The organism is Streptomyces sp. NPDC060232 (assembly GCF_042726555.1).
Classification (GTDB): Bacteria; Actinomycetota; Actinomycetes; order Streptomycetales; family Streptomycetaceae; genus Streptomyces.
On sequence record NZ_JBHXAG010000043.1, the window covers coordinates 12,161 to 29,634 of the forward strand.

Sequence of the window (17,474 nt, forward strand, 5' to 3'; positions counted from 1 at the left end):
GCCCGGCGTCACGCGGGCCGCCGTCGCCCGCGCAGGCCAGATGCTGCCTGGCATACCGATCATTCGGCGGTCCGCATGGCTGCTCAGCTCTGCTCAGCTCTGCTCGGACGCGAGCCCGGTGGCCGGCGTGGTGTCCTTCTGTGCAGGGGCGGCTCGATGCTCGGTGCCGGGTACGTAGGCCCTGCCCTGCGGAGGTACGGTTCCGGATCCCGCTGCTCGGCCGGGTGCCGGTCGCCGCATCCCTGTGCGCTGTGCTGCGCGTCGCCACAGGTGAGGCAGGAAGGCGTAGAAGCGGTCGGGAAGGAAGACGGCGTCCGCAACGATCATCGCGCCGGAGAAGAGGGGCAGCCCCAGGAGCACCGCGATGCCGATGTGCATGCCCAGCAGCACGGTCAGAACGGGGTACTTGAGCCGGCCGAAGAGCACGAAGGGGAAGGCGACCTGCAGGAGCACCGTCACGTAGCTGGCGATCGCGATCACCATCGGGTACTCGTCCACGAGGTGGGAGAGTGCGGGCCAGGGCTGGAAGAGTTCGAGGTTCAGGGCGTAGTGGAGAGCGGTGCCGCCGCCCCAGGTAGAGCCCTGGATCTTGTACAGGCCGGCTGATCCGTAGAGGAAGCAGACCTGTGCCGCGATGACGAGGATGCCGCAGTTGTGCACCACCGTGGTCAAGGTGATGCGAGCGGACCGGAGTTGCTGTGCGTACAGGCTCCCCACGGGTGCCGGCGCGTTGCCCGCGCGGGCTGTCCTGAGCCGCTCTCGGCGTGCGTCCAGCGACCAGCGCCGACCGCACGCGGTGAGGACGAGGTAGAGGGCCATCAGCAGGATCAGGTTGTCGCCCCCGTCCGTCATGAAGATCGACCTGGCATGGAAGGAGGTCACCACGACCGCGAAGAGGACGGACATGGCGCGGGTCCGCCAGCCCAGCATGAACAGCGCGGACGTGACGAGGGCCGTCACGTAGCAGAGCTCGAAGTAGGCGCGGCTGTCGGACAGGATCAGGATGCTGTTCCAGCCGGTCTGGTCGAAGAGCTGTTGCGCCAGCGCGGGTGTCCAGGGGGAGCCGGGGCCCCAGATCTCGTCACGGTGCGGGAACTCGCGCAGCAGGAAGACCAGGTAGAGCAGCCCGTAGCCGATGCGCAGAACCGACGCGGCGTAGAGGGAGATCGGCCGGTCGGTGAGAAGCACCCACAGACCGCCGATCCGGTCGAGGAGCCAGCGGTGGGCCGTACCGGCGATCGACGTCTCCTGGGCCGCAGGCAGGTGCGGCGTGGCCGCCGTGGAAGAGGGCTGGGGGATCTGCTCATTTCCCATGGGAGGTCACCTTCCACCAGGGCAGGAGCCGGTCCTCGATGGGTGCCGGCGGGCGGTTTCCGGCCGGTGCGCCGGGCGCAGCGACGGGCAGTGTGACGACCCGGAGCTGAACGAAGTCGAAAGCGCCGCCGTCGTTGTGGGCGGCGACGCGGTCCGCGGCGATGTTGCGCAGGTACGTCTGCAGCATCACGGCCCGCTCCGAGCGTGCTGTGTCGCTTCCCCCGTGTGTCTCGACGTAGGAGGTCCAGGCGCGGCGCAGAAGGTTCTGGGACGTGTGGCTCGGAAACGCGCTGTGGTCGACTGCGGAATGGTCAACGGCAGCCAGGTCGAACCAGGGGGTTACCTGCACCGATCCTTTGGAGTCGGTGTGTGCGGTTCTCGCCAGGATCTTTCGGTTGAAGGAGTCGGGGTCCGGGGCGAAGAGCCGCCAGTTCTGCTCGAAGAGCGGGAACACCCATCCGTTGACCTGCGAGCTGTACCGCTTCGATACGGGGTTGGAGGGGGCCACATGAAGGAACACCATGACGACATGGACCAGAGCCGTCAGCAGGCAGAGGGCTACGGCGGTGTGCAGCCCTGCTTTCACCGTACGAACGCCCATGGGTGACTTACCGGGTCTGACCGCTTCGTCATGACGCTGCCGGGGGACCGGACCGGAATCAGACTGATGGAGTTCCTTCACGTCCGCAGATTCAATTCCGCTCGACACCGCCCACCCGGTCTTTCTCATGTCTGCTGATCGCCTGAGGTCTCTGCGACTCTCACCGACGGCGCGCGGCGGATTCGATGAGGATTCCGCCGCGCGCCGTCACTCGATGAACGGGCTTCGTGCAGCCTGCTGCCTAGCCCTCGTGGCCCGCGGGCTTCTTGCCGTAGCCGAAGTGGTCGCCGGGCTTCCCGTCGTGGCCGTGCTCGTGGTCGTGGCCCGGCTTACCGGGTCCCTCGTCGTGCCCGTTGCCCGGGCCGCCGTGCTCCGGCCCGTGGTGCTCCACGCCGCCACCGTGGTCCGGCCCGCCATGGCCCGGGCCGCCGTGGTCAGGGCCGCCGGGCTGACCGCCGTGCCCGCCGGTGACGTTCCCACCGGTGATGGTCCCGCCGGTGGTGTTCCCCCCGGTGGTGTTCCCACCGGCCGTGTTCCCGGCCGTGTTGCCCGCGGTGTTTCCGGAGGTGTTGCCGGCGATGTTCCCCGAGGTGCCGCCGGACACGAGGTCGACGATCGGTCCGCCCAGGAGGCCACCACCGATCAGACCCACGGTCGTACCGGTCGTCGTGCCGGCGGTCGGCGTTCCGGCCGTCGTACCGGTCGTCGTTCCGGTGGTCGTTCCCGCGGTCGTTCCGGTGGTGGTGCCGGTCGTCGTTCCGCCGGTGGCGCAGCCGCCGAGGAAGATCCTGTTGTTGTTGAGCGTCACCTCGCCGTTACGGGCCAGCGCCCGGCCCTCGATGTTCGCCCCCTGGTTCACGAAGATGGAGGTCAGAGCCATGATGGTGCCGACAAAGGTGGAGGTGGTGCCGAGGGTCGCCGAACTCCCGATCTGCCAGAACACGTTGCACGGCGAAGCGCCGTTCGTCAGGAGGATCCGGCTGCTGGATGCCGTGGTCAGGGCTTCAGGAATCTGGAACACCCAGACCGAATTGGGGTTTCCCCCGGCGTTCAGTACCAGGTCGCCGGTGAGTCCGACACCGGACGTGGCCCTGTGGACGCCGGGAAGCAGCTCCTGGCCCCCGCCGATCCCTGCCGCGAGCACGAAGTCCGGTGCCTGGCCGCCCAACTGGCCGGCCGCCTGGTTGTACGCCACGACCAGATCGCTCTTGGCCTGAGCGGCCGCAGCGTCCGCGGCGTGCACTGCGCCGAGCACCAGTCCGGGCGGGAACCCGGTGATCGCCGGGTTCGGGTGCGTCCCGAGGTCGTGGTCGAGCACTGAGGGGCCGGTGTTCGTGACTCCCTGACCTGCCAGGACGGAGTAGCTGGCGGTGGTGCCCAGCGGTACGGGTGTCGCGATGGCCATTGCCTGCGTCGGCAGTCCGGCGACCATTACAGCGGCAACCGTGACGGCGACGGCCGAGGACAGCCAGCCGGACAGAGTGCGGCGCCGAGCCGCCTGGATTTTCAGCTTCATCAAGAGGCCATTTCCTGTGGGGGGCCGTGGCGTACCGGGCCCTACCGTTTGCCCGGAAAGCCCTGGTGTGTCGCTGCCGCATATTACGCAGGAAATTTCGCGCACCAGCAATGAGTAAGGCGGGGAGGGGGGGATGAATATAAACGCATTCCATGGCTGAAATCGCGCTGAAAATAATCAGACTCGCACTGTCGATCATCCGACATTGCCCCCGAATGGGCAGGGCTCGGTTAACTCGCAAGAGGCAGCGCCGCACACCTGCCCACATAGATCCAACCGCCGCACACGGGGATGTGCCGCCAGTCAGGTGATCTCGCTAACCCGCAGGGGCGGGCGTGGCGGCCGGTTCGTCGTCAATTCGCGCGGCTCTGGCGGTGCTGTCGGGTGCCCTCGCTGCGGACCGCCCAGGACAACAAGCAAGGAGTACGTGCTGCAAGTGCGTGGACGAGCGAGGCCTCGCCGCCACCACGGACGGGCTGTACCGCCGGCTCCTGCGCCTGCACGTCCTCCCCGGCTTCGGCGACCTCGACCTCGATGGGATCACCCGCCGACCGTGCGGACCCGGCGGGCCGAGCGCCTGGCCGCCATCGGGGCCACGACCGTCGCCAAGTCCCTACCGGCTGCTGAAGGCTTGACGCGGCCCCGGCTTATCGCGGCCTTCCTCGGGTGGCGGCGGCGCACCGTGGATTCATGAGCACGCCCACCTTGAAGCCACCGGCCTGGAATGAGCGCACGGTGGCGATGCAGCAGTCGCCGCCTACGAGAGGACGCTGGTTCCGGAGATGGCCCAGGAGGTCCCCCTGACGGGGCCGGGCACGCCGTGCCTGGTCCCTTCCCTGTGGTCAGGAGAGAGAAGTAGGCCTGCGGGGTGGTGGGACAGCGCGGAGGAGCTCCCACAGGGGGCGGGATCCGCTGGCCCACTGGGCGAGGAGGTGGCGGTCGACGAGGTGGAGGTGCTGGGACTCGGCGAAGGCACGTGCGGGTCCGGAGAAGCGGCCGTTGGTGAGCATGACCAGAACGTCGCCACCGTGAACCTGGCGGCCGGTGCCGTTGAGGACCTGGAGGTCGGGGGTGCCGACCGCGGATCCGGACCAGCCGGCCTTGCGGTGCTTGCACTGGATGACCCAGCGGCGGCCGTAGGGGTCGGTGGCCTTCACGTCCGCGCCGTTGTCGCCCCGCCCGCCGACCTTCTGAGCGTCGGAACAGCCATCGCGGTGCATGAGGTCCCGTATGGCGAACTCGAAGTCGTTGTAGTGCAGCGCGTCGAGGTGCTCGACGGCGTAACGCAGCCCCTGTGCCCGGACCCGCTCCCATCGGGCTGCTTCCTGGCGCCGCCGCAGCCACAGCCAGCCGGCACCGACTGCGGCGACCAAGATCAAGGCCAAGACCCAGGGATGGGCGGCCAGCCATGACAGGAGTGCCGTGATCATGCTGAAGGCCACTGCGGCCGCCAAGCCGAGCATCCACAGCTCCTGCGAGCCGGTGCTCTTGCGACGTCGGGCGCTGCTGCCGCGCTTGCGCCGCCTTGCGGGTGGGCGGCGGGTCACCGGCCGCTCGCCGTGCCGGGGAAGACGATCGGATAGGAGACCGTCGGCTCCGGCCGAGGTGCCGGCTGGTTCTCCCACGCCGGCCACTTGATCGGATAGATCGACGTCGACTGCGGTCGGGGTAACTCCTGTCCTGGCGCTGTGCCCGCCCCAGCCGTTGTGGAGCTGTTGCCGAAGATGAAGACCCCGGCGACGATCAGGCCCAGCAGCGCGGTTTCCCGGCGAGCCCCCGGCGGAAGCCGGAGATGCCCGCTGACCGTGGTGCCGTCCGACTTCACGTACGTATTGATCCAGGGCACAGGTGCATCCCCCTCGGTGGTCGCGTTGCGCTTCCCTGCGCAACTGGCCTATGAAAGCAGCTGCCACTGACAACACGTCACCCGACGGTCACCATTGGTGAACGCCTGCTGAATCGCCAACCCCTGCCCTCCCGGTGCGATGGGGGGGTGGCGCAGAGTGTCGTCGGGGCGGCCTGGCTGTGCGCGCCACGTCAACCGGCCTGCCTGGGAGAGTGGTTGCCGGCTCGGCTTGTGGTGGCGAATCCGCGACCGGTGGGCTCGTTCATGGTGCAGGTCACACGGGCTGCGCCTCGGGATGTTGGGGCACGTGGAGGCCCTTGTCCACCGGCGCCGACGGTACGCGTTCCTACCGCGACCGCTCTTCCGGGTGGCGCCATAGTGTCAAGGGCGGACGACGGTTTATGCTCGGGCTGTGCGAGCTGCGAGCGACCCCCTGACCGGCGACGAGAAGGCCGACCTGGACGATGCCCTCAAGGCCGTCCGCCGGGCCGAGCAGGCCCTTGCGCGGGCGCAGGCGCACCTCAATCGCACGGTCGGCCGGATCGGCTCCGCCGACCGCTACGGGCAGAAAGCTGCGGCAGGCCGCCGCGTCGGCTGGTCCCGCCAGTACGTCACCACCCTCGCCAACGCCTACCGTGCGGGCGAACTTGACCAGGAGGAGAGGAGCGAAGCCGCATGAGCACCGCGCCCCAGCCGTCCGCCATCCCGCAGCCGCCCGCCCAGCCCGAAGCGATCCGCGCCGCCCTCGCCCAGGTGGCCCCGCAGCTGCTGGCCGACTTCGACCGGGACCGCGCGGCCAGCACCGCCCGCGCGCGTGCCGACGTTTGCGCCATTCCCCTCCGCGCCTTCACGGAGGCATGGGCCGTCGAGGTGGCCATTGCCCGACACCCGGAGACCGCCGCCCGGCTTCGCGCGCTGGAGGCCCGCGCCGGAGAGGTCACCGGCCTTGGCGAGGCTCGGGACATCGCCGGCGAGATCAGCCGCATCCGCAACTCCGCCGCCGCCGAGGCCGGTCTCCGTACCGCCGGCGAGGACGCCCGGTGACCGATGACCGTTGGGTGTGGGAGTACGCCTTCCACGCCGAGGACGAGGCGAGCTACCCGAAAATTGTGCGCGACGAAGTGAAGGCCGTCGCCGACCAGATCATCGAACTGGCCAACCTTGGCGTCGCCCCGTCCGAACTCGGCGACCCCACCCCTGGAACGGTTCGGCGTCACATGCTCCCCTCCGGCGGGTGGTTCGAGACCCAGGCGCTCCCGCGGATGAGGCCGCGCCTCCTGGCCGTGGTCCTGGTCGTACCGCCGCCGCACCTGCTCTGACGCGAGAAGGGGCGGGTGGTACGGAGAGGGTGCGCAAGTGGTGCGGAACGCCTGGAGAGGTCCGCGCAACGAAGAAGGCCCAGCTCGCTGAAATGGGCCTTCTTGCAAGAGCGGATGACGGGAATCGAACCCGCGCTATAAACTTGGGAACCACCCTGCACTTGGGGGTGCGTATGGCTGCTGACCTGCGAAAACGACTGCGAGAGACGCGGGTCGCGTTGCCGTGTCGGATCCTTTGCCGACCGCTGTTTACCGCCCCTACTGGCACGTTGTGGCACGGCCCCTGAGTCCGACGTGAGAAAACCCTTGGCGCGCGTCGATGAGGTAGGTGGTCCCTGCACGACCTGGTGCGCGTCTGGCATGACCTCTTCGTCTCGAACGTGATCAGGAGCGCGAACCTGTAGCCCGCGGGTTCATCACCGTTGGCATTTCCGATTGCTGGACGAGCCGTGTGCCGCCAACGGCTTTTTTGCCGGTACTCCGCCGGTTGTCACCCGCACGCCGTTGGCTCCGGCGGTTCGAGGACACGCCGGACATCACGCCGTCGCTCACCGTGACTTAAACGGTAACATTCGGTGACGAATCGATCGGCGCCCTCGGGTTGTGGAAAGCGGGAGAATTGATCGCGCGAAGAGAACTTCTCGTAGCCGGGGCCGTTGGTGGGGCGACCCTGGTCCTTCCGGCACCCAATGGGGCGGTGGCACTCCCGAACGGGACCGCGGTGGCCCCGGGGGCCGGGTCTGCCCGTACATTCCCAGTCCCCACCCTGGACCCAACGACCATTCCGAAATACGTCACCAATCTGGTGATCCCGCCGGTGATGCCGAAGGCGCGCCACCCGCAGCGGCACGGCATCGACACGTACGTCATCGGCGTCCGGCAGTTCAGCCAGCAGGTACTGCCGCCCACTCTGCCGTCCACCACCGTGTGGGGGTACGGCTCGCTCGAGGACAAAACCACCTTCAACTACCCCTCGTTCACCATCGAGGCCAAGGCCGACCGGCCTGTCCGGGTCACCTGGGTGAACGATCTCGTCGACAGCCAAGGCGGTTTCCTCCCGCACTTGCTGGCGGTCGATCCCACCCTGCACTGGGCGAATCCGCCGGGTGGCAAGTCCGGGCGCGATTCCCGGCCGACGTTCACGTCGACGCCGGGTCCGTACACCGGACCCGTGCCGCTCGTCACTCATCTGCACGGTGGGCATTCCACCGAGGAGAGCGACGGCTACACCGAGGCGTGGTACTTGCCGCGCGCGAACAACATTCCCGCTGGATTCGCCACCGTGGGCTCGTTCTACGACGAGTTCAGGGAGAAGTTCGCCGAAGCGCACGGCCTGAAGTGGGAGCCGGGTACAGCGACCTTTCAGTACGCCAACGACCAGCGGGCGTCGGCCCTCTGGTTCCACGACCACACCCTGGGGATGACCCGGCTCAACGTCTACGCCGGACCCGCAGGGTTCTACCTGCTGCGCGGCGGCGAGTGCGACCTGCCCGAGGGGGTTCTGCCCGGACCGGCGCCCGCCTCCGGTGATGCGCCGGGCACCCGGTACCACGAGATCCCCCTGGCCATCCAGGACAGGTCGTTCAACTCGGACGGCTCGCTGTTCTACCCCACGAGCCGGGAATTCTTCGACGGGTTCGCGGGCCCGTACGTTCCCACCACCGATGTACCTCCCATCTGGAACCCCGAATTCTTCGCCAACACGATGGTGGTCAACGGCCGGACATGGCCGAAGTTCGAGGTCGAACCGCGCCGCTACCGGCTGCGCTTGCTCAATGGATGCAATGCCCGGTTCCTGATCCTGAAGATCGCGGACAGTCCGATCGTCCGGCCGGCCCGTTCGGCCGTTCCGTTCTGGCAGATCGGCAACGAAGGCGGATTCCTGCCCGAACCGGTGCAGCTGGAACGGCTGCTGTTGGCCAACGCGGAGCGGGCCGACGTGATCGTCGACTTCACCGGGATCGCGGAAGGCACCGAGCTGTACCTCATCAACGAGGGCGCGGACGAACCCTTCGGCCGGGGCGAACCAGGCGTGGACTTCCCTGTGGCGGATCCGGCCACCACCGGGCAGGTGATGAAATTCGTGGTCGGCCCGCTGGTGGGCGAAGATGCGAGCGTCCTACCGGATCGGCTCCGGCTGCCCAGGATCAGGCCGCTCGGCGCGGCGAGCGTCACCCGACGGCTCTCCCTCAACGAGGTGAACTCCAGCAATCCCCTGGTTCCGCCGGGCACGCCGGTCCAGGCCATGCTCGGGACGGTCGACTCCGCCGGCAATCCGGTGTTGCTCGGCTGGGCCGACCCGGTCACGGAGAACCCGAGGCTGAACGCGACCGAAACGTGGGAGCTGCACAACTTCACTGTGGACGCCCACCCGATCCACATCCACGAGGTGGCGTTCGAGGTGGTTGACCGGCAGCCGTTCAACGGGGCATCCGTTCCGCCGGAGAGCTGGGAGCGTGGCTTCAAGGACACCGTGATCGCCTACCCGGGAGAAATCACCCGGGTGAAGGCCCGGTTCGACCACCCTGGTCGCTTCGTCTGGCACTGCCACATCGTCGAGCACGAGGACAACGAGATGATGCGGCCCTACCAGATCGGAGGCAGGCGAAAGAAGGGCCGCTGACAGGTCAGCGCCCGTGGTGTCTTCGGCGGCCCGCGTCGGCCAAGGCGAGCATGGAGTGCGCGGGCCTCGTCGTGGGTGCCCGCGTCGGCGGTCGGACGGCCTGCTCTTCGTGGGTTCTACGACCTTCATCACACCGGGCACACCCTCTCCATCAGGTCCGGGGCGACGCTGAAGGACGCGATGGTGCGGGCCGGCCGGTCCTCCGAGAAGGCCGCGTTGATCCACCAACACTCTGATCACGAGAGGCAGAAAGAGGTGGCGGCCGGCCTTGACGGGATGGTGCAAGCGGCTCGTCAGAAGGCCGCCGAGCGGGCCTGACGGGGAGGATGTGGTGCGCAAGTGGTGCGCGTCTACCAGTCAGGTCTAGACAACGACGAAGGCCCAGGTCGCTGACCTGGGCCTTCTCTCAAGAGCGGATGACGGGAATCGAACCCGCGCCATAAGCTTGGGAATCACTGCCACTGGGGCGGCGACCGCCGTGGCCACTGTGTGGGACCGCCTACGCTGCCAACGTCCATGGAGCGGCGCGGGGGCCGGGTGACGGCCTCGGCGAAGGCTGTCACCCGGTAGCGGCATCCGATCTCAGCGCGGGGGCGGTCGGGGGTGCGCCCCGCATGGGCGCGTCGTTCCTCGTCCCTCCACCACCGATCCGCTCATGCCATTCGGATCACGCCTGATCGGACGGGGCCGGGAGCGTGGCGAGTTCGCCCAGGATGCGGGCTGCCGGGGCCGGGTCGACCAGCCACTTGAGGTGGCTGCCCTCCAGTGTGCGGACGTCGTACGGGTTGTCCGGCGTCAGCTCGTCGCCCTCGCGGATCAGGCGGTCCTGTAGGGCGAGAGGCAGGCTCGTGTCGTCGGCCAGGCGGATGTAGGTCTTGGGGATGCGGCCCCAGGTCGCGGCCTGCGCGCGGTCGGCGGAGCCGCCGGCGTCCAGGTTCTCGTCGGGCTGGAAGGTGTTCAGGAAGGCGAGGAACTGCTCGTCGGTGCCGTCGGCGAGGAAGGCCGCCTTTAGCGCTGTGAGCGAGTTCGGGTCCGCGGTGCGGAAGTTGACGCGGAGCAGTCCGAGGTCGGCCGGGTTCGCGGCCAGCGCCGAAGCGAAGGCACCCGGGTCGACCGTGGCCATCTCCGGCTCGGCGTAGTAGTCGTTGACGTCGAGGTCGACGGGGCACCAGGCAGAGACATAGACGATGCGGTCGATGAGATCCGGGCGGGCGTTGGCCGCGGCCGTGACCGTGACACCGCCGCGGCTGTGGGCGACGAGGATCACGGGGCCGTTCCGCTGGGCCCGTTCGAGGATGCCGATCAGGTGCGCGGCGTTGTCGGCGAGCGTGACCCCCTTGATCGAGCCGGGCGCGGTGGCGAGCCCCTCGGGGTCCTGAGGCGACTGGTAGGAGCGGGTGAAGGTCGCCTGGAAACCGTGGCCGGGCAGGTCGACGGCGACCGAGCGGTACCCGAGGAGGCCGAGTTCCGCCTGAAGGGGGGCGAAGGAGAAGGAGTTCGCGAAGGCTCCGTGGACCAGTACGAACGTTGGTTGCATCTGTGTACTTACTTTCCAGTCGTGACGGGTGTCTGACGCAGGACCAGGCAGAGGAAGCCGAAGCTGTCCCGGTATCCGTGCAGCCACTCCGAGCGGGCGGTGGTGGCCGTTCGCAGTGCCTGTGCGCCGGCCGGATCGGCAGGGTGGTCCAGAGCCCAAGAGGCCAGCGAGCCCCAGCAGGCCCACTCGTAGGCGTCCAGCTCACTGCGGGTGCTGACATGGCCGTGGACAGGGGTCCATCCGTCGGCGACGACGCGGTCCACCGTGGTCGCCAGGTCGTCGAGGTCACCGAACATCTCGATGGCCTCCGGTGAAGGGGCGCAGTCCCAGAACGACTCACCGATCAGGACGCGGCCGCCGGGGGCCAGGTGCTTGCGGGCCGCCGCGAGGGTGGGGAGGAGACCGCCGAAGGCATGGGTGGCGCCGACGCTGATCACCAGGTCGAACGGCTGTGCAGAGACGAAGTCCGCGGCCTCCTGGTGGTGGAGGACCAGGCGCTCGTCGACCCCGAGCTTGCTCGCCGCCTGGCGGGCCTGCGTCAGGGCGACTTCGGAGACGTCGACGCCCTCCGCGTGCAGGTGCGGGCGCGTCGCCAGGGCGCGCAGGAGCCATTCCGCTGTGCCGCATCCGAGGTCGAGCACTCGCTCATCGCCTCGCGGGAGGCCGCGTTCGAGCAGCAGGCTGACCGAGTCGTCGTCGAGCGGAGACTTTATCGGGTGGTCGGCATGCGCGATGCCGGAGATCTGTTCGCGGCTCATCGGCGCCGCGTTCCCCGTGTCGAGGAGCAGCTTCGCGGCCACCGCCGTCCCGTCGGTGCGGATCGTGCATGCGACGGCCTTCGCCCGTGCTTCCGTCTCGGGGGTCAGGGCCGTCCTGAGGGCGTCCGACAGGGACTCGAAGGTAGGGGTCGGGCCGTCGTGGGCCGCTCCGATGCCCAGGTCTGCCACGCGGGCGGCCCAGTGCGGCTGGTCCACGAACTGGGGTACCACCACCTGGGGCGCGCCGGCCCGGGCGGCCGTCGTCGTCGTGCCCGCGCCGCCGTGATGGACAACTGCGGCCACCCGGCGGAACAGCGCCTGGTGGTTGACGTCGCCGACGGCGAAGCAGTCGTCCGCGTCGTCGACCAGGCCCAGGTCTGCCCAGCCGCGGGAGACGAGTACGCGCCGGCCCTGGGCGCGGACCGCCTCGACAGTCACCCGGGCGACATCGGTCGCGGCGCGCATCGGCATGCTGCCGAAGCCGACGTACACCGGCGGTGTGCCGGCGTCCAGGAACTCCTCCAGGTCGCTCGGCAGCGGGCGTTCGTCGGGCAGGATCCATGCGCCGGTCTGCACGAGGTCGAGGTCCGTCAGCTCCTGCCACGGGCCCAGGACCGGGTCCGCCGCCAGCCATGGCCGGTCGCCGAAGACATGGTCGCGGACGTTGTCCACCAGCGGCAGTCCGATCTCCGCCCGGTGGGCGTTGAGAGGTGCGAGGTACAGCGCGTTCACCTTCTGGACGTCCAGGTCCCACAGGGCCCGGTTGTCGGTCATGTCGATCGCGTCGGTCGGAATCGGCGGGCCCGGCCGCGGCGACGGCGGGTAGTGCGTCGACGGCATCTCGAACGGGTGGAAGCAGGCGTACACGTAGCGGATGCCCAGCTTCTCGGCCACTGACCGGGCGCCGGCCGGCATCAGGCCGGTCGCCACCAGCACGTCACAGCCCTCGGCCGCCTTGGCTACCGTGTCGAAGTGCTCTGCGACCAGCTCGGCCGCGAACTCGGTCGCGAAGCCGGGTGACGGCGGCGCACCGGTCACCAGCGGGCGCACCGACCGACCGAACGGCACGTGCTCCGCCCCTATGCCGGCCAGCAGCTGTGTGAACTCCTCGTCCGGAGGCGCGCACACCCGCACGTCCGCGCCGAGTTTCCGCAGCTGTGCCGCGAGTGCGGCCGGCGGCGTGATGTCGCCGCGTGACCCGTAAGCCATGATCAGCACACGCATTTCGTCCATCTCGTTTCTGTGGATTCCGGCCTCGGCCGGTGATGGTGCGGGAGAGTCCGGGCGCTGCCGGAAGCCCCTGAGGACAAGCTCGTGCGGCGGCAGCCGTCGCTACCGTGCCCAGGGCAGTTCGCGGGTGCCTTCGGTGCCGGGAACGGAAGCGACCCCGTCGGAGCGCATCGAGACGTGGGCCTCGGCCCGTTCCGGGGCGTGGATCCGGCGGACGACGGCCGGCGGCAGGATCAGGGTCTGGCCGGCCGTGGCCTTCTCGGTACGGCCGTCGCAGGTCACCTCCAGGGAGCCCGCGGTGACCGTCCAGACCTGCTCATGGCTGATGGAGTGTTCGGGTCCGGTCGCGCCGGCCTCCATCGCGACCGTCCAGGTGCTGAGTTCGGCGCTGCCGCGGCTGGGGGCCGCGAGGCCCGTCATGGTGGCGTTCGGGGAGACGGTGACATCGCCGGGCGAAGGAGTGACCACCCGCACGGCGGTGCTTTCGCTCCCGTCCGCGTCGTGGTCGGGTGCGGCCCATTCGACGAGCTGGACGACGACTCCGTTGGGGTCGGTAATCTGGAACAGGCGCTCGCCCCAGGGCTCTTCGCGCAGCGGCATGGTGATGGGGGCGCCCGCCGCGCGCAGCCGGGCCTCCTCCGCGGCGAGGCCGCTGACCGTGAGCGCGACGATCAGCCCGCCCGCTTCCCGGTCCCGCTGCTCGGCCGGCAGGACCTCGGTGCCCTTGCGGAGCAGGACGATGTCCACGGCGGCGCCCTCGCGGGTCAGTGAGCAGAAGCCGTCGTCGGCCATGGTCACCTCGTAGCCGAGGTGGGTGCGGAAGAAGTCACGGGAGGCGTCGACATCGGCGACGGTCAGGGAGAGGGCGGAGGCTGAGACGTTCACGGCGGCTCCTGGGAAGGGATTGGAGGAAGTCAGGCAACGGGAAGGTCGAGCTGGAACTCGCGCGTTCGCCGGTAGGAGCGGAACCCCAACCGGTGGTTGACGGCCAGCATGTGGACGTTGTCCTCGGCGTTGTCCGTCTCGACCTCGACGACACCGGGGTGCTCGGCGCGCAGTCGGCGCACCATGGCGGCCTTGAGCCACAGCCCGAGGCCGTGGCCGCGGTGCGCGGGCACGACCGCGGTGTCGTACTGCTGCACACGCGGCGGCGCGCCCTGCGGGACCAGGATCTCGGTGTAGCCGGCCATGGTGGCGTCGTCGTGGACGGCGGCGAGGGTCAGCAGGGTGTCGCCGCGGTCGGCGATCACCTGGGCCATGGCCCGCACGCGGTCGGCGTCCCACGCCACACTGCCGTAGTCCAGGTCTCCGACGGGCATGTCGTTCATCGCGTTCTTGGCGGTGGCGAAGGCTTCGGCGAGGTCGTCGGGCACCGTGCCGGTCCAGCCGGTCAGCCGGTAGCCCGGGTGTTCGGCCTCGGCGACCCGAAGAACGGCGGCCTCGTCCCACTGGTTCAGGTGCAGGATCAGATGGTCCAGGGCCAGTGCCAGGCGGAAGTTCCGCTTCTGGCAGAAGGCTTCGCCCGGACTGTCGGCCGCTGCTTCGACGATCAGGCTGCGCCGGTCCTCGGCGCGGCAGGCAGACACGACCGCCGACAGCAGGCGGGAGCCGGCTCCCCGACGCCGGTGCGCGGGGTCGACGTGGAGTTCCATCTCGGCCAGGTGATCCCTCCCCGGGGAGGTGAACAGCCGGAGACCGGCGACTCCGACGGGGACGCCGTCCGCCCCGGTGGCCAGCCAGGTCAGCCGGCGGCTGTCCAAGGCGGGCTTGGTGAGCTGGGCGTGGATCTGCTCGGGGCCGGGAGGCGGTACCCCGGGCAGGTCGCGGGCCATCGAGGCGGCGACGACCCGGTGCCAGGTGGCGGCGTCGGTGGCCGAGATGGTGTGGAGCGGAGAGAGGTGGACGTGCTCGGACAAGGCGATGACTCCAGGGATCTTCTGCGGGGAACGTAGGTCCGGGTTCCGGACGATGCGCACGCATGCCGTGCGCCCGACTGCGGTGTCAGTGCGTCGCAGCGGTGCCAGGACTCCAGCGGTCCAGGTCGGCGTAGGCCGGGGCCCACTCGGCGGTGTAGGCGGCGCGCACGGATGCGGGCAGTGGAGCGAGCAGCTTCTGTGCCGTCGGCTCGTCGGCGCCGTCCAGCAGCCACGGCAGCAACAGCGGTGCGTCCAGGCCGATCAGCTGGGCATGGACCCGGCCGAAGTGGCCCTGCTGCTCGGCCGTCAACGCCCGCCGGATCAGCGGCACGGCCGCGTCCTCCTCGTGCTCGAGGTGCCCGGCCAGGCCGGTGGTCAGCGCGTCGGTCAGTACGCCCAACCGCAGCTGGTCGACCTCGGGGTCGGCGAGCGCCGCGTCGATGGCCTCGATCAGCGGGTCGATGGCGGCGTGCTCGGCCTCCATCGCCTCCAGAAGAGCCAGGTCCTGCGGGCGGCGGGCCAGGCGTCGACGCAGCGCCGGCCACAGCGCCTCGTCCTCGGCCGTGTGGTGGGCGTGGAGAGCCCTTTTGAACAGCGTCCATCCGGCAGTGGTCGGTAGGTGCCGGGGGTCACGGTCCGTGCCGATGGTGATCCGGTCCAGACGGGCCAGTTCCCGGCGCAGGGCATCGTGCATCGCGTACATCGTGGTCAGGTCGATGTCATCGCTCATGGCCGCCGTCGCCTCCTGGACGCGCCGATCGGTTCACGGACCCCGGTGGTGTGGCAGTCGAACATGTTGGTCACGCCGATCGACAGGATCAGGGCGGACAGCTGCTGTTCGTCGAAGTGCCCGGACAACTGCTCCCACAGCTCCTCCGGCACCGAGTTCGGCAGGGCGTCAGGCGCCGCGTCCGGGGAGCGGTCGGCCAGGCGTGTGACCTCCTCGGCCAGCTCCAGCGCGGCGCGCTCGGCATCGGTGAAGAACGGTGCCTCCCGCCAGGCGGCCACCGCAGCCACCCGCTCGTCGCTCTCGCCCGCCTCGCGCAGGTTCTGCACGTGCGTGTGCACACAGTCACCGCAGCCGTTGATCTGGCCGACGCGCAGAGCCACGATGTCCGGCAGCTCATCGCAGTGGCCGCCCCGGTTGACCGACGTGAAGAAGCTGCCGAGGCTCATGAGCGCGTCCGACAGTACGAGCGCCGGGTTCTTCATGCGTGATTGCATGCCCTCAACCTTCTTGCGGGTCGCAATCGTGATCAATGTAAAATTCCGCGCGGTTCGATAACCGCTGGGTTATCGAAGGGGGCTGGGGGCGGTGGAGCTGCGGGACATCGAGATCTTCCTGGTGCTGGCCGAGGAGCTGCATTTCGGCCGGACCGCACAGCGGCTGCACGTCTCCCAGGCGCGCGTCAGCCAGGCCATCAGGAAGCAGGAGCGGCGCATCGGCGCCGAGCTGTTCACCCGTACCAGCCGCACGGTGCGCCTGACCGAGGTCGGCCGGCAGTTCCGCGACGATCTGCAACCGGTCTACGCGGGCCTGCACGAATCCCTGGAACGCGCCCGGCTGGCCGCCCGCGGCGTCACCGCACAGCTTCGCGTCAGCACCTTGCCGTTCAACGTCGTCGATCTGCACGCCTACTGGAAGACGTTCCGCTCGCGGTATCCGCGATGGGAGCTCCAGATCCGCCTGGCGACGTACAACGATGTGTTCGGCCAGCTCCGAAGCGGCGCGACGGATGTCCTTGTCGCCTGGCTGCCGGTGGAGGAGCCGGACTTCACCGTCGGTCCGACCTTGTGCACCGACTCGCGGATTCTCGCCGTGGCCGCCGACCACCGGCTCGCGCGACGGGACTCCGTACCGTTGGAGCTGCTCGCCGAGTTTCCGCACGCCACCGCCCTCGGCCTGCCTGACTACTGGGAAGACAGCTACCTGCCCTTCCACACCCCACGAGGCCGGCCGATCGAACGCCTCATGCCGGCGGACAACGGCGATGAGCTGATCAGCAGGGTCGGCATGGGTGAGATCATCCACACCTTTCCCGGCCATGTCACCAGGTACTGGGGCATGGAGAACATCCGATGGCTTCCTGTCCCCGACATGGCGACCATGACCTACGCCCTGGTCTGGCGGACAGAAGCCGAGAACGACGTCATCCGCGCTCTGGCCGGCACGGTGCGAGATCTCGGCGTGCTCCGGTTCTGACGCAACCTGCGGCGGGACGCGGAGTGCTCAGCTCGGACGCGTCCGGTCGAGCAGTCGACCGATGGGAGACGCGCGGAGGGCGCCGGAGAACCCGACGGCTCTCATTCCGTTCGCGAGGCATTGCTCAGTCCCGCGTTAATGGCCGTACGCAGCTGCGCGTAGGTGGGGGCGAGGTGCCGCAGCTGCGCTGCCGCAGCCTGGTCGTCGCCGTGCACCAGCGGGTACTGCAGGCTGCCCAGGATCCGGGCCTGGCGCTGCGCGATGCGGGCCGCGTGCGAGCAACGACCGAGGAGCTGTACCGTCGGCTGCTCCGCCTTCATCTGGAGCCGACCTTCGGTGACCAGTACGTCAACGCCATCAGTCCCGCCAAGGTCAGGACATGGCGCGCGGAACGGCGGAAGGCGACGGGGCGGAATTCGAGACGGTTCGGCGTCTGGTGGCTGCGAGTGACGATTCAACGCCCAATCCGACACCCCGTTACGGTATGGCACGCGAATGGCACGCGGGCCTTGAGAGGTCTAGCTTGATCTTTAACCTGTGCGGCGGGGTCGTGGGGTCGTGGGCTTGGCCTTCCTGGACGCTGCAGTGCCCGTTGTGCGGGGTCTGTGGAC

18 protein-coding genes and 2 pseudogenes are annotated in these 17,474 nt (G+C 69.2%); 7 read left to right on the forward strand and 13 right to left on the reverse strand.

What is annotated here, in order from left to right:
* Positions 1-93: 93 nt before the first annotated feature.
* The 3 genes from ACFWFZ_RS33725 to ACFWFZ_RS33735 form a co-directional block, all read right to left on the reverse strand.
* Positions 94-1,314, reverse strand: coding sequence for an HTTM domain-containing protein (locus tag ACFWFZ_RS33725; RefSeq protein ID WP_387127740.1), 1,221 nt, complete (start codon positions 1,312-1,314; stop codon positions 94-96).
* Complete coding sequence (locus tag ACFWFZ_RS33730; protein ID WP_387127743.1) at positions 1,304-2,044, reverse strand: DUF5819 family protein; 741 nt, start codon at positions 2,042-2,044, stop codon at positions 1,304-1,306. The genes ACFWFZ_RS33725 and ACFWFZ_RS33730 overlap by 11 nt, the downstream gene beginning before the upstream one ends.
* Positions 2,045-2,156: 112 nt before the next feature.
* Entirely contained in the window at positions 2,157-3,431 is a 1,275-nt protein-coding gene (locus ACFWFZ_RS33735) for an ice-binding family protein (RefSeq protein WP_387127768.1), read from the reverse strand.
* Between the two features lie 440 nt (positions 3,432-3,871).
* On the opposite strand from ACFWFZ_RS33735, the pseudogene ACFWFZ_RS33740 reads away from it, so the two are divergent.
* Positions 3,872-4,063, forward strand: a pseudogene (locus ACFWFZ_RS33740) (site-specific integrase); the annotation flags it as partial.
* Between the two features lie 210 nt (positions 4,064-4,273).
* Here ACFWFZ_RS33740 and ACFWFZ_RS33745 read toward each other — a convergent pair.
* Together ACFWFZ_RS33745 and ACFWFZ_RS33750 are read right to left on the reverse strand one after the other, a co-directional pair.
* Positions 4,274-4,894 (reverse strand): restriction endonuclease, encoded by a 621-nt coding sequence (locus ACFWFZ_RS33745; RefSeq protein ID WP_387127745.1) that lies wholly within the window; start codon positions 4,892-4,894, stop codon positions 4,274-4,276.
* A gap of 80 nt (positions 4,895-4,974) precedes the next feature.
* Positions 4,975-5,256 carry a hypothetical protein gene (locus ACFWFZ_RS33750; RefSeq protein WP_387127747.1) on the reverse strand — a complete coding sequence of 94 codons (282 nt, stop codon included), beginning with the start codon at positions 5,254-5,256 and terminating at the stop codon, positions 4,975-4,977.
* 433 nt (positions 5,257-5,689) lie between these two features.
* Here ACFWFZ_RS33750 and ACFWFZ_RS33755 point away from each other — a divergent pair, with 433 nt between their 5' ends.
* The 4 genes from ACFWFZ_RS33755 to ACFWFZ_RS33770 all read left to right on the forward strand — a co-directional run bounded on the left by ACFWFZ_RS33755 (position 5,690) and on the right by ACFWFZ_RS33770 (position 9,219).
* Positions 5,690-5,956, forward strand: a complete 267-nt coding sequence (locus tag ACFWFZ_RS33755; protein WP_387127749.1) for a hypothetical protein — start codon at positions 5,690-5,692, stop codon at positions 5,954-5,956.
* The gene (locus ACFWFZ_RS33760; protein WP_387127751.1) at positions 5,953-6,321 is read left to right on the forward strand and encodes a hypothetical protein; all 369 of its coding nucleotides are present in this window, start codon (positions 5,953-5,955) and stop codon (positions 6,319-6,321) included. Before ACFWFZ_RS33755 ends, ACFWFZ_RS33760 begins: the two co-directional genes overlap by 4 nt.
* Positions 6,318-6,596, forward strand: coding sequence for a hypothetical protein (locus tag ACFWFZ_RS33765; RefSeq protein WP_387127753.1), 279 nt, complete (start codon positions 6,318-6,320; stop codon positions 6,594-6,596). The genes ACFWFZ_RS33760 and ACFWFZ_RS33765 overlap by 4 nt, the downstream gene beginning before the upstream one ends.
* A gap of 697 nt (positions 6,597-7,293) precedes the next feature.
* The gene (locus ACFWFZ_RS33770; protein ID WP_387127755.1) at positions 7,294-9,219 is read left to right on the forward strand and encodes a multicopper oxidase family protein; all 1,926 of its coding nucleotides are present in this window, start codon (positions 7,294-7,296) and stop codon (positions 9,217-9,219) included.
* Positions 9,220-9,886: 667 nt separating this feature from the next.
* Here the strand turns inward: ACFWFZ_RS33770 and ACFWFZ_RS33775 are convergent.
* The 7 genes and pseudogenes from ACFWFZ_RS33775 to ACFWFZ_RS33805 form a co-directional block, all read right to left on the reverse strand.
* Positions 9,887-10,756: an alpha/beta fold hydrolase gene (locus ACFWFZ_RS33775; protein WP_387127757.1), complete on the reverse strand. Its 870-nt coding sequence runs from the start codon at positions 10,754-10,756 to the stop codon at positions 9,887-9,889.
* An 8-nt stretch (positions 10,757-10,764) separates the two neighbouring features.
* Entirely contained in the window at positions 10,765-11,514 is a 750-nt protein-coding gene (locus ACFWFZ_RS33780) for an SAM-dependent methyltransferase (RefSeq protein ID WP_387127770.1), read from the reverse strand.
* A gap of 18 nt (positions 11,515-11,532) precedes the next feature.
* Positions 11,533-12,738 (reverse strand): annotated as a pseudogene (locus ACFWFZ_RS33785) (glycosyltransferase); the annotation flags it as partial.
* Between the two features lie 108 nt (positions 12,739-12,846).
* Positions 12,847-13,629, reverse strand: a complete 783-nt coding sequence (locus ACFWFZ_RS33790; RefSeq protein WP_387127758.1) for a VOC family protein — start codon at positions 13,627-13,629, stop codon at positions 12,847-12,849.
* 29 nt (positions 13,630-13,658) lie between these two features.
* Complete coding sequence (locus ACFWFZ_RS33795; RefSeq protein WP_387127760.1) at positions 13,659-14,660, reverse strand: GNAT family N-acetyltransferase; 1,002 nt, start codon at positions 14,658-14,660, stop codon at positions 13,659-13,661.
* 85 nt (positions 14,661-14,745) lie between these two features.
* A complete protein-coding gene (locus ACFWFZ_RS33800) occupies positions 14,746-15,390 on the reverse strand; it encodes a hemerythrin domain-containing protein (protein ID WP_387127761.1) in 645 nt (214 codons plus the stop codon).
* Entirely contained in the window at positions 15,387-15,884 is a 498-nt protein-coding gene (locus ACFWFZ_RS33805; RefSeq protein WP_387127763.1) for a carboxymuconolactone decarboxylase family protein, read from the reverse strand. Before ACFWFZ_RS33805 ends, ACFWFZ_RS33800 begins: the two co-directional genes overlap by 4 nt.
* 91 nt (positions 15,885-15,975) lie before the next feature.
* On the opposite strand from ACFWFZ_RS33805, the gene ACFWFZ_RS33810 reads away from it, so the two are divergent.
* Positions 15,976-16,863: a LysR family transcriptional regulator gene (locus ACFWFZ_RS33810; RefSeq protein WP_387127765.1), complete on the forward strand. Its 888-nt coding sequence runs from the start codon at positions 15,976-15,978 to the stop codon at positions 16,861-16,863.
* Positions 16,864-16,964: 101 nt separating this feature from the next.
* Here the strand turns inward: ACFWFZ_RS33810 and ACFWFZ_RS33815 are convergent, their stop codons facing one another.
* Entirely contained in the window at positions 16,965-17,183 is a 219-nt protein-coding gene (locus ACFWFZ_RS33815) for a hypothetical protein (RefSeq protein ID WP_387127774.1), read from the reverse strand.
* On the opposite strand from ACFWFZ_RS33815, the gene ACFWFZ_RS33820 reads away from it, so the two are divergent.
* Positions 17,136-17,390, forward strand: a complete 255-nt coding sequence (locus ACFWFZ_RS33820) for a hypothetical protein (RefSeq protein ID WP_387127772.1) — start codon at positions 17,136-17,138, stop codon at positions 17,388-17,390. The genes ACFWFZ_RS33815 and ACFWFZ_RS33820 overlap by 48 nt on opposite strands.
* The last annotated feature ends 84 nt before the right edge of the window (positions 17,391-17,474 follow it).

Excerpts from the sequence above, each read along its gene's own strand:
- ACFWFZ_RS33815 (WP_387127774.1), bottom strand. The coding sequence starts at position 17,183 with ATGAAGGCGGAGCAGCCGACGGTACAGCTCCTCGGTCGTTGCTCGCAC.
- ACFWFZ_RS33735 (WP_387127768.1), bottom strand. The coding sequence starts at position 3,431 with ATGAAGCTGAAAATCCAGGCGGCTCGGCGCCGCACTCTGTCCGGCTGG.
- ACFWFZ_RS33780 (WP_387127770.1), bottom strand. The coding sequence starts at position 11,514 with ATGAGCCGCGAACAGATCTCCGGCATCGCGCATGCCGACCACCCGATA.
- ACFWFZ_RS33760 (WP_387127751.1), top strand. The coding sequence starts at position 5,953 with ATGAGCACCGCGCCCCAGCCGTCCGCCATCCCGCAGCCGCCCGCCCAG.
- ACFWFZ_RS33730 (WP_387127743.1), bottom strand. The coding sequence starts at position 2,044 with ATGAGAAAGACCGGGTGGGCGGTGTCGAGCGGAATTGAATCTGCGGAC.
- ACFWFZ_RS33725 (WP_387127740.1), bottom strand. The coding sequence starts at position 1,314 with ATGGGAAATGAGCAGATCCCCCAGCCCTCTTCCACGGCGGCCACGCCG.
- ACFWFZ_RS33805 (WP_387127763.1), bottom strand. The coding sequence starts at position 15,884 with ATGCAATCACGCATGAAGAACCCGGCGCTCGTACTGTCGGACGCGCTC.
- ACFWFZ_RS33775 (WP_387127757.1), bottom strand. The coding sequence starts at position 10,756 with ATGCAACCAACGTTCGTACTGGTCCACGGAGCCTTCGCGAACTCCTTC.
- ACFWFZ_RS33745 (WP_387127745.1), bottom strand. The coding sequence starts at position 4,894 with ATGCTCGGCTTGGCGGCCGCAGTGGCCTTCAGCATGATCACGGCACTC.
- ACFWFZ_RS33800 (WP_387127761.1), bottom strand. The coding sequence starts at position 15,390 with ATGAGCGATGACATCGACCTGACCACGATGTACGCGATGCACGATGCC.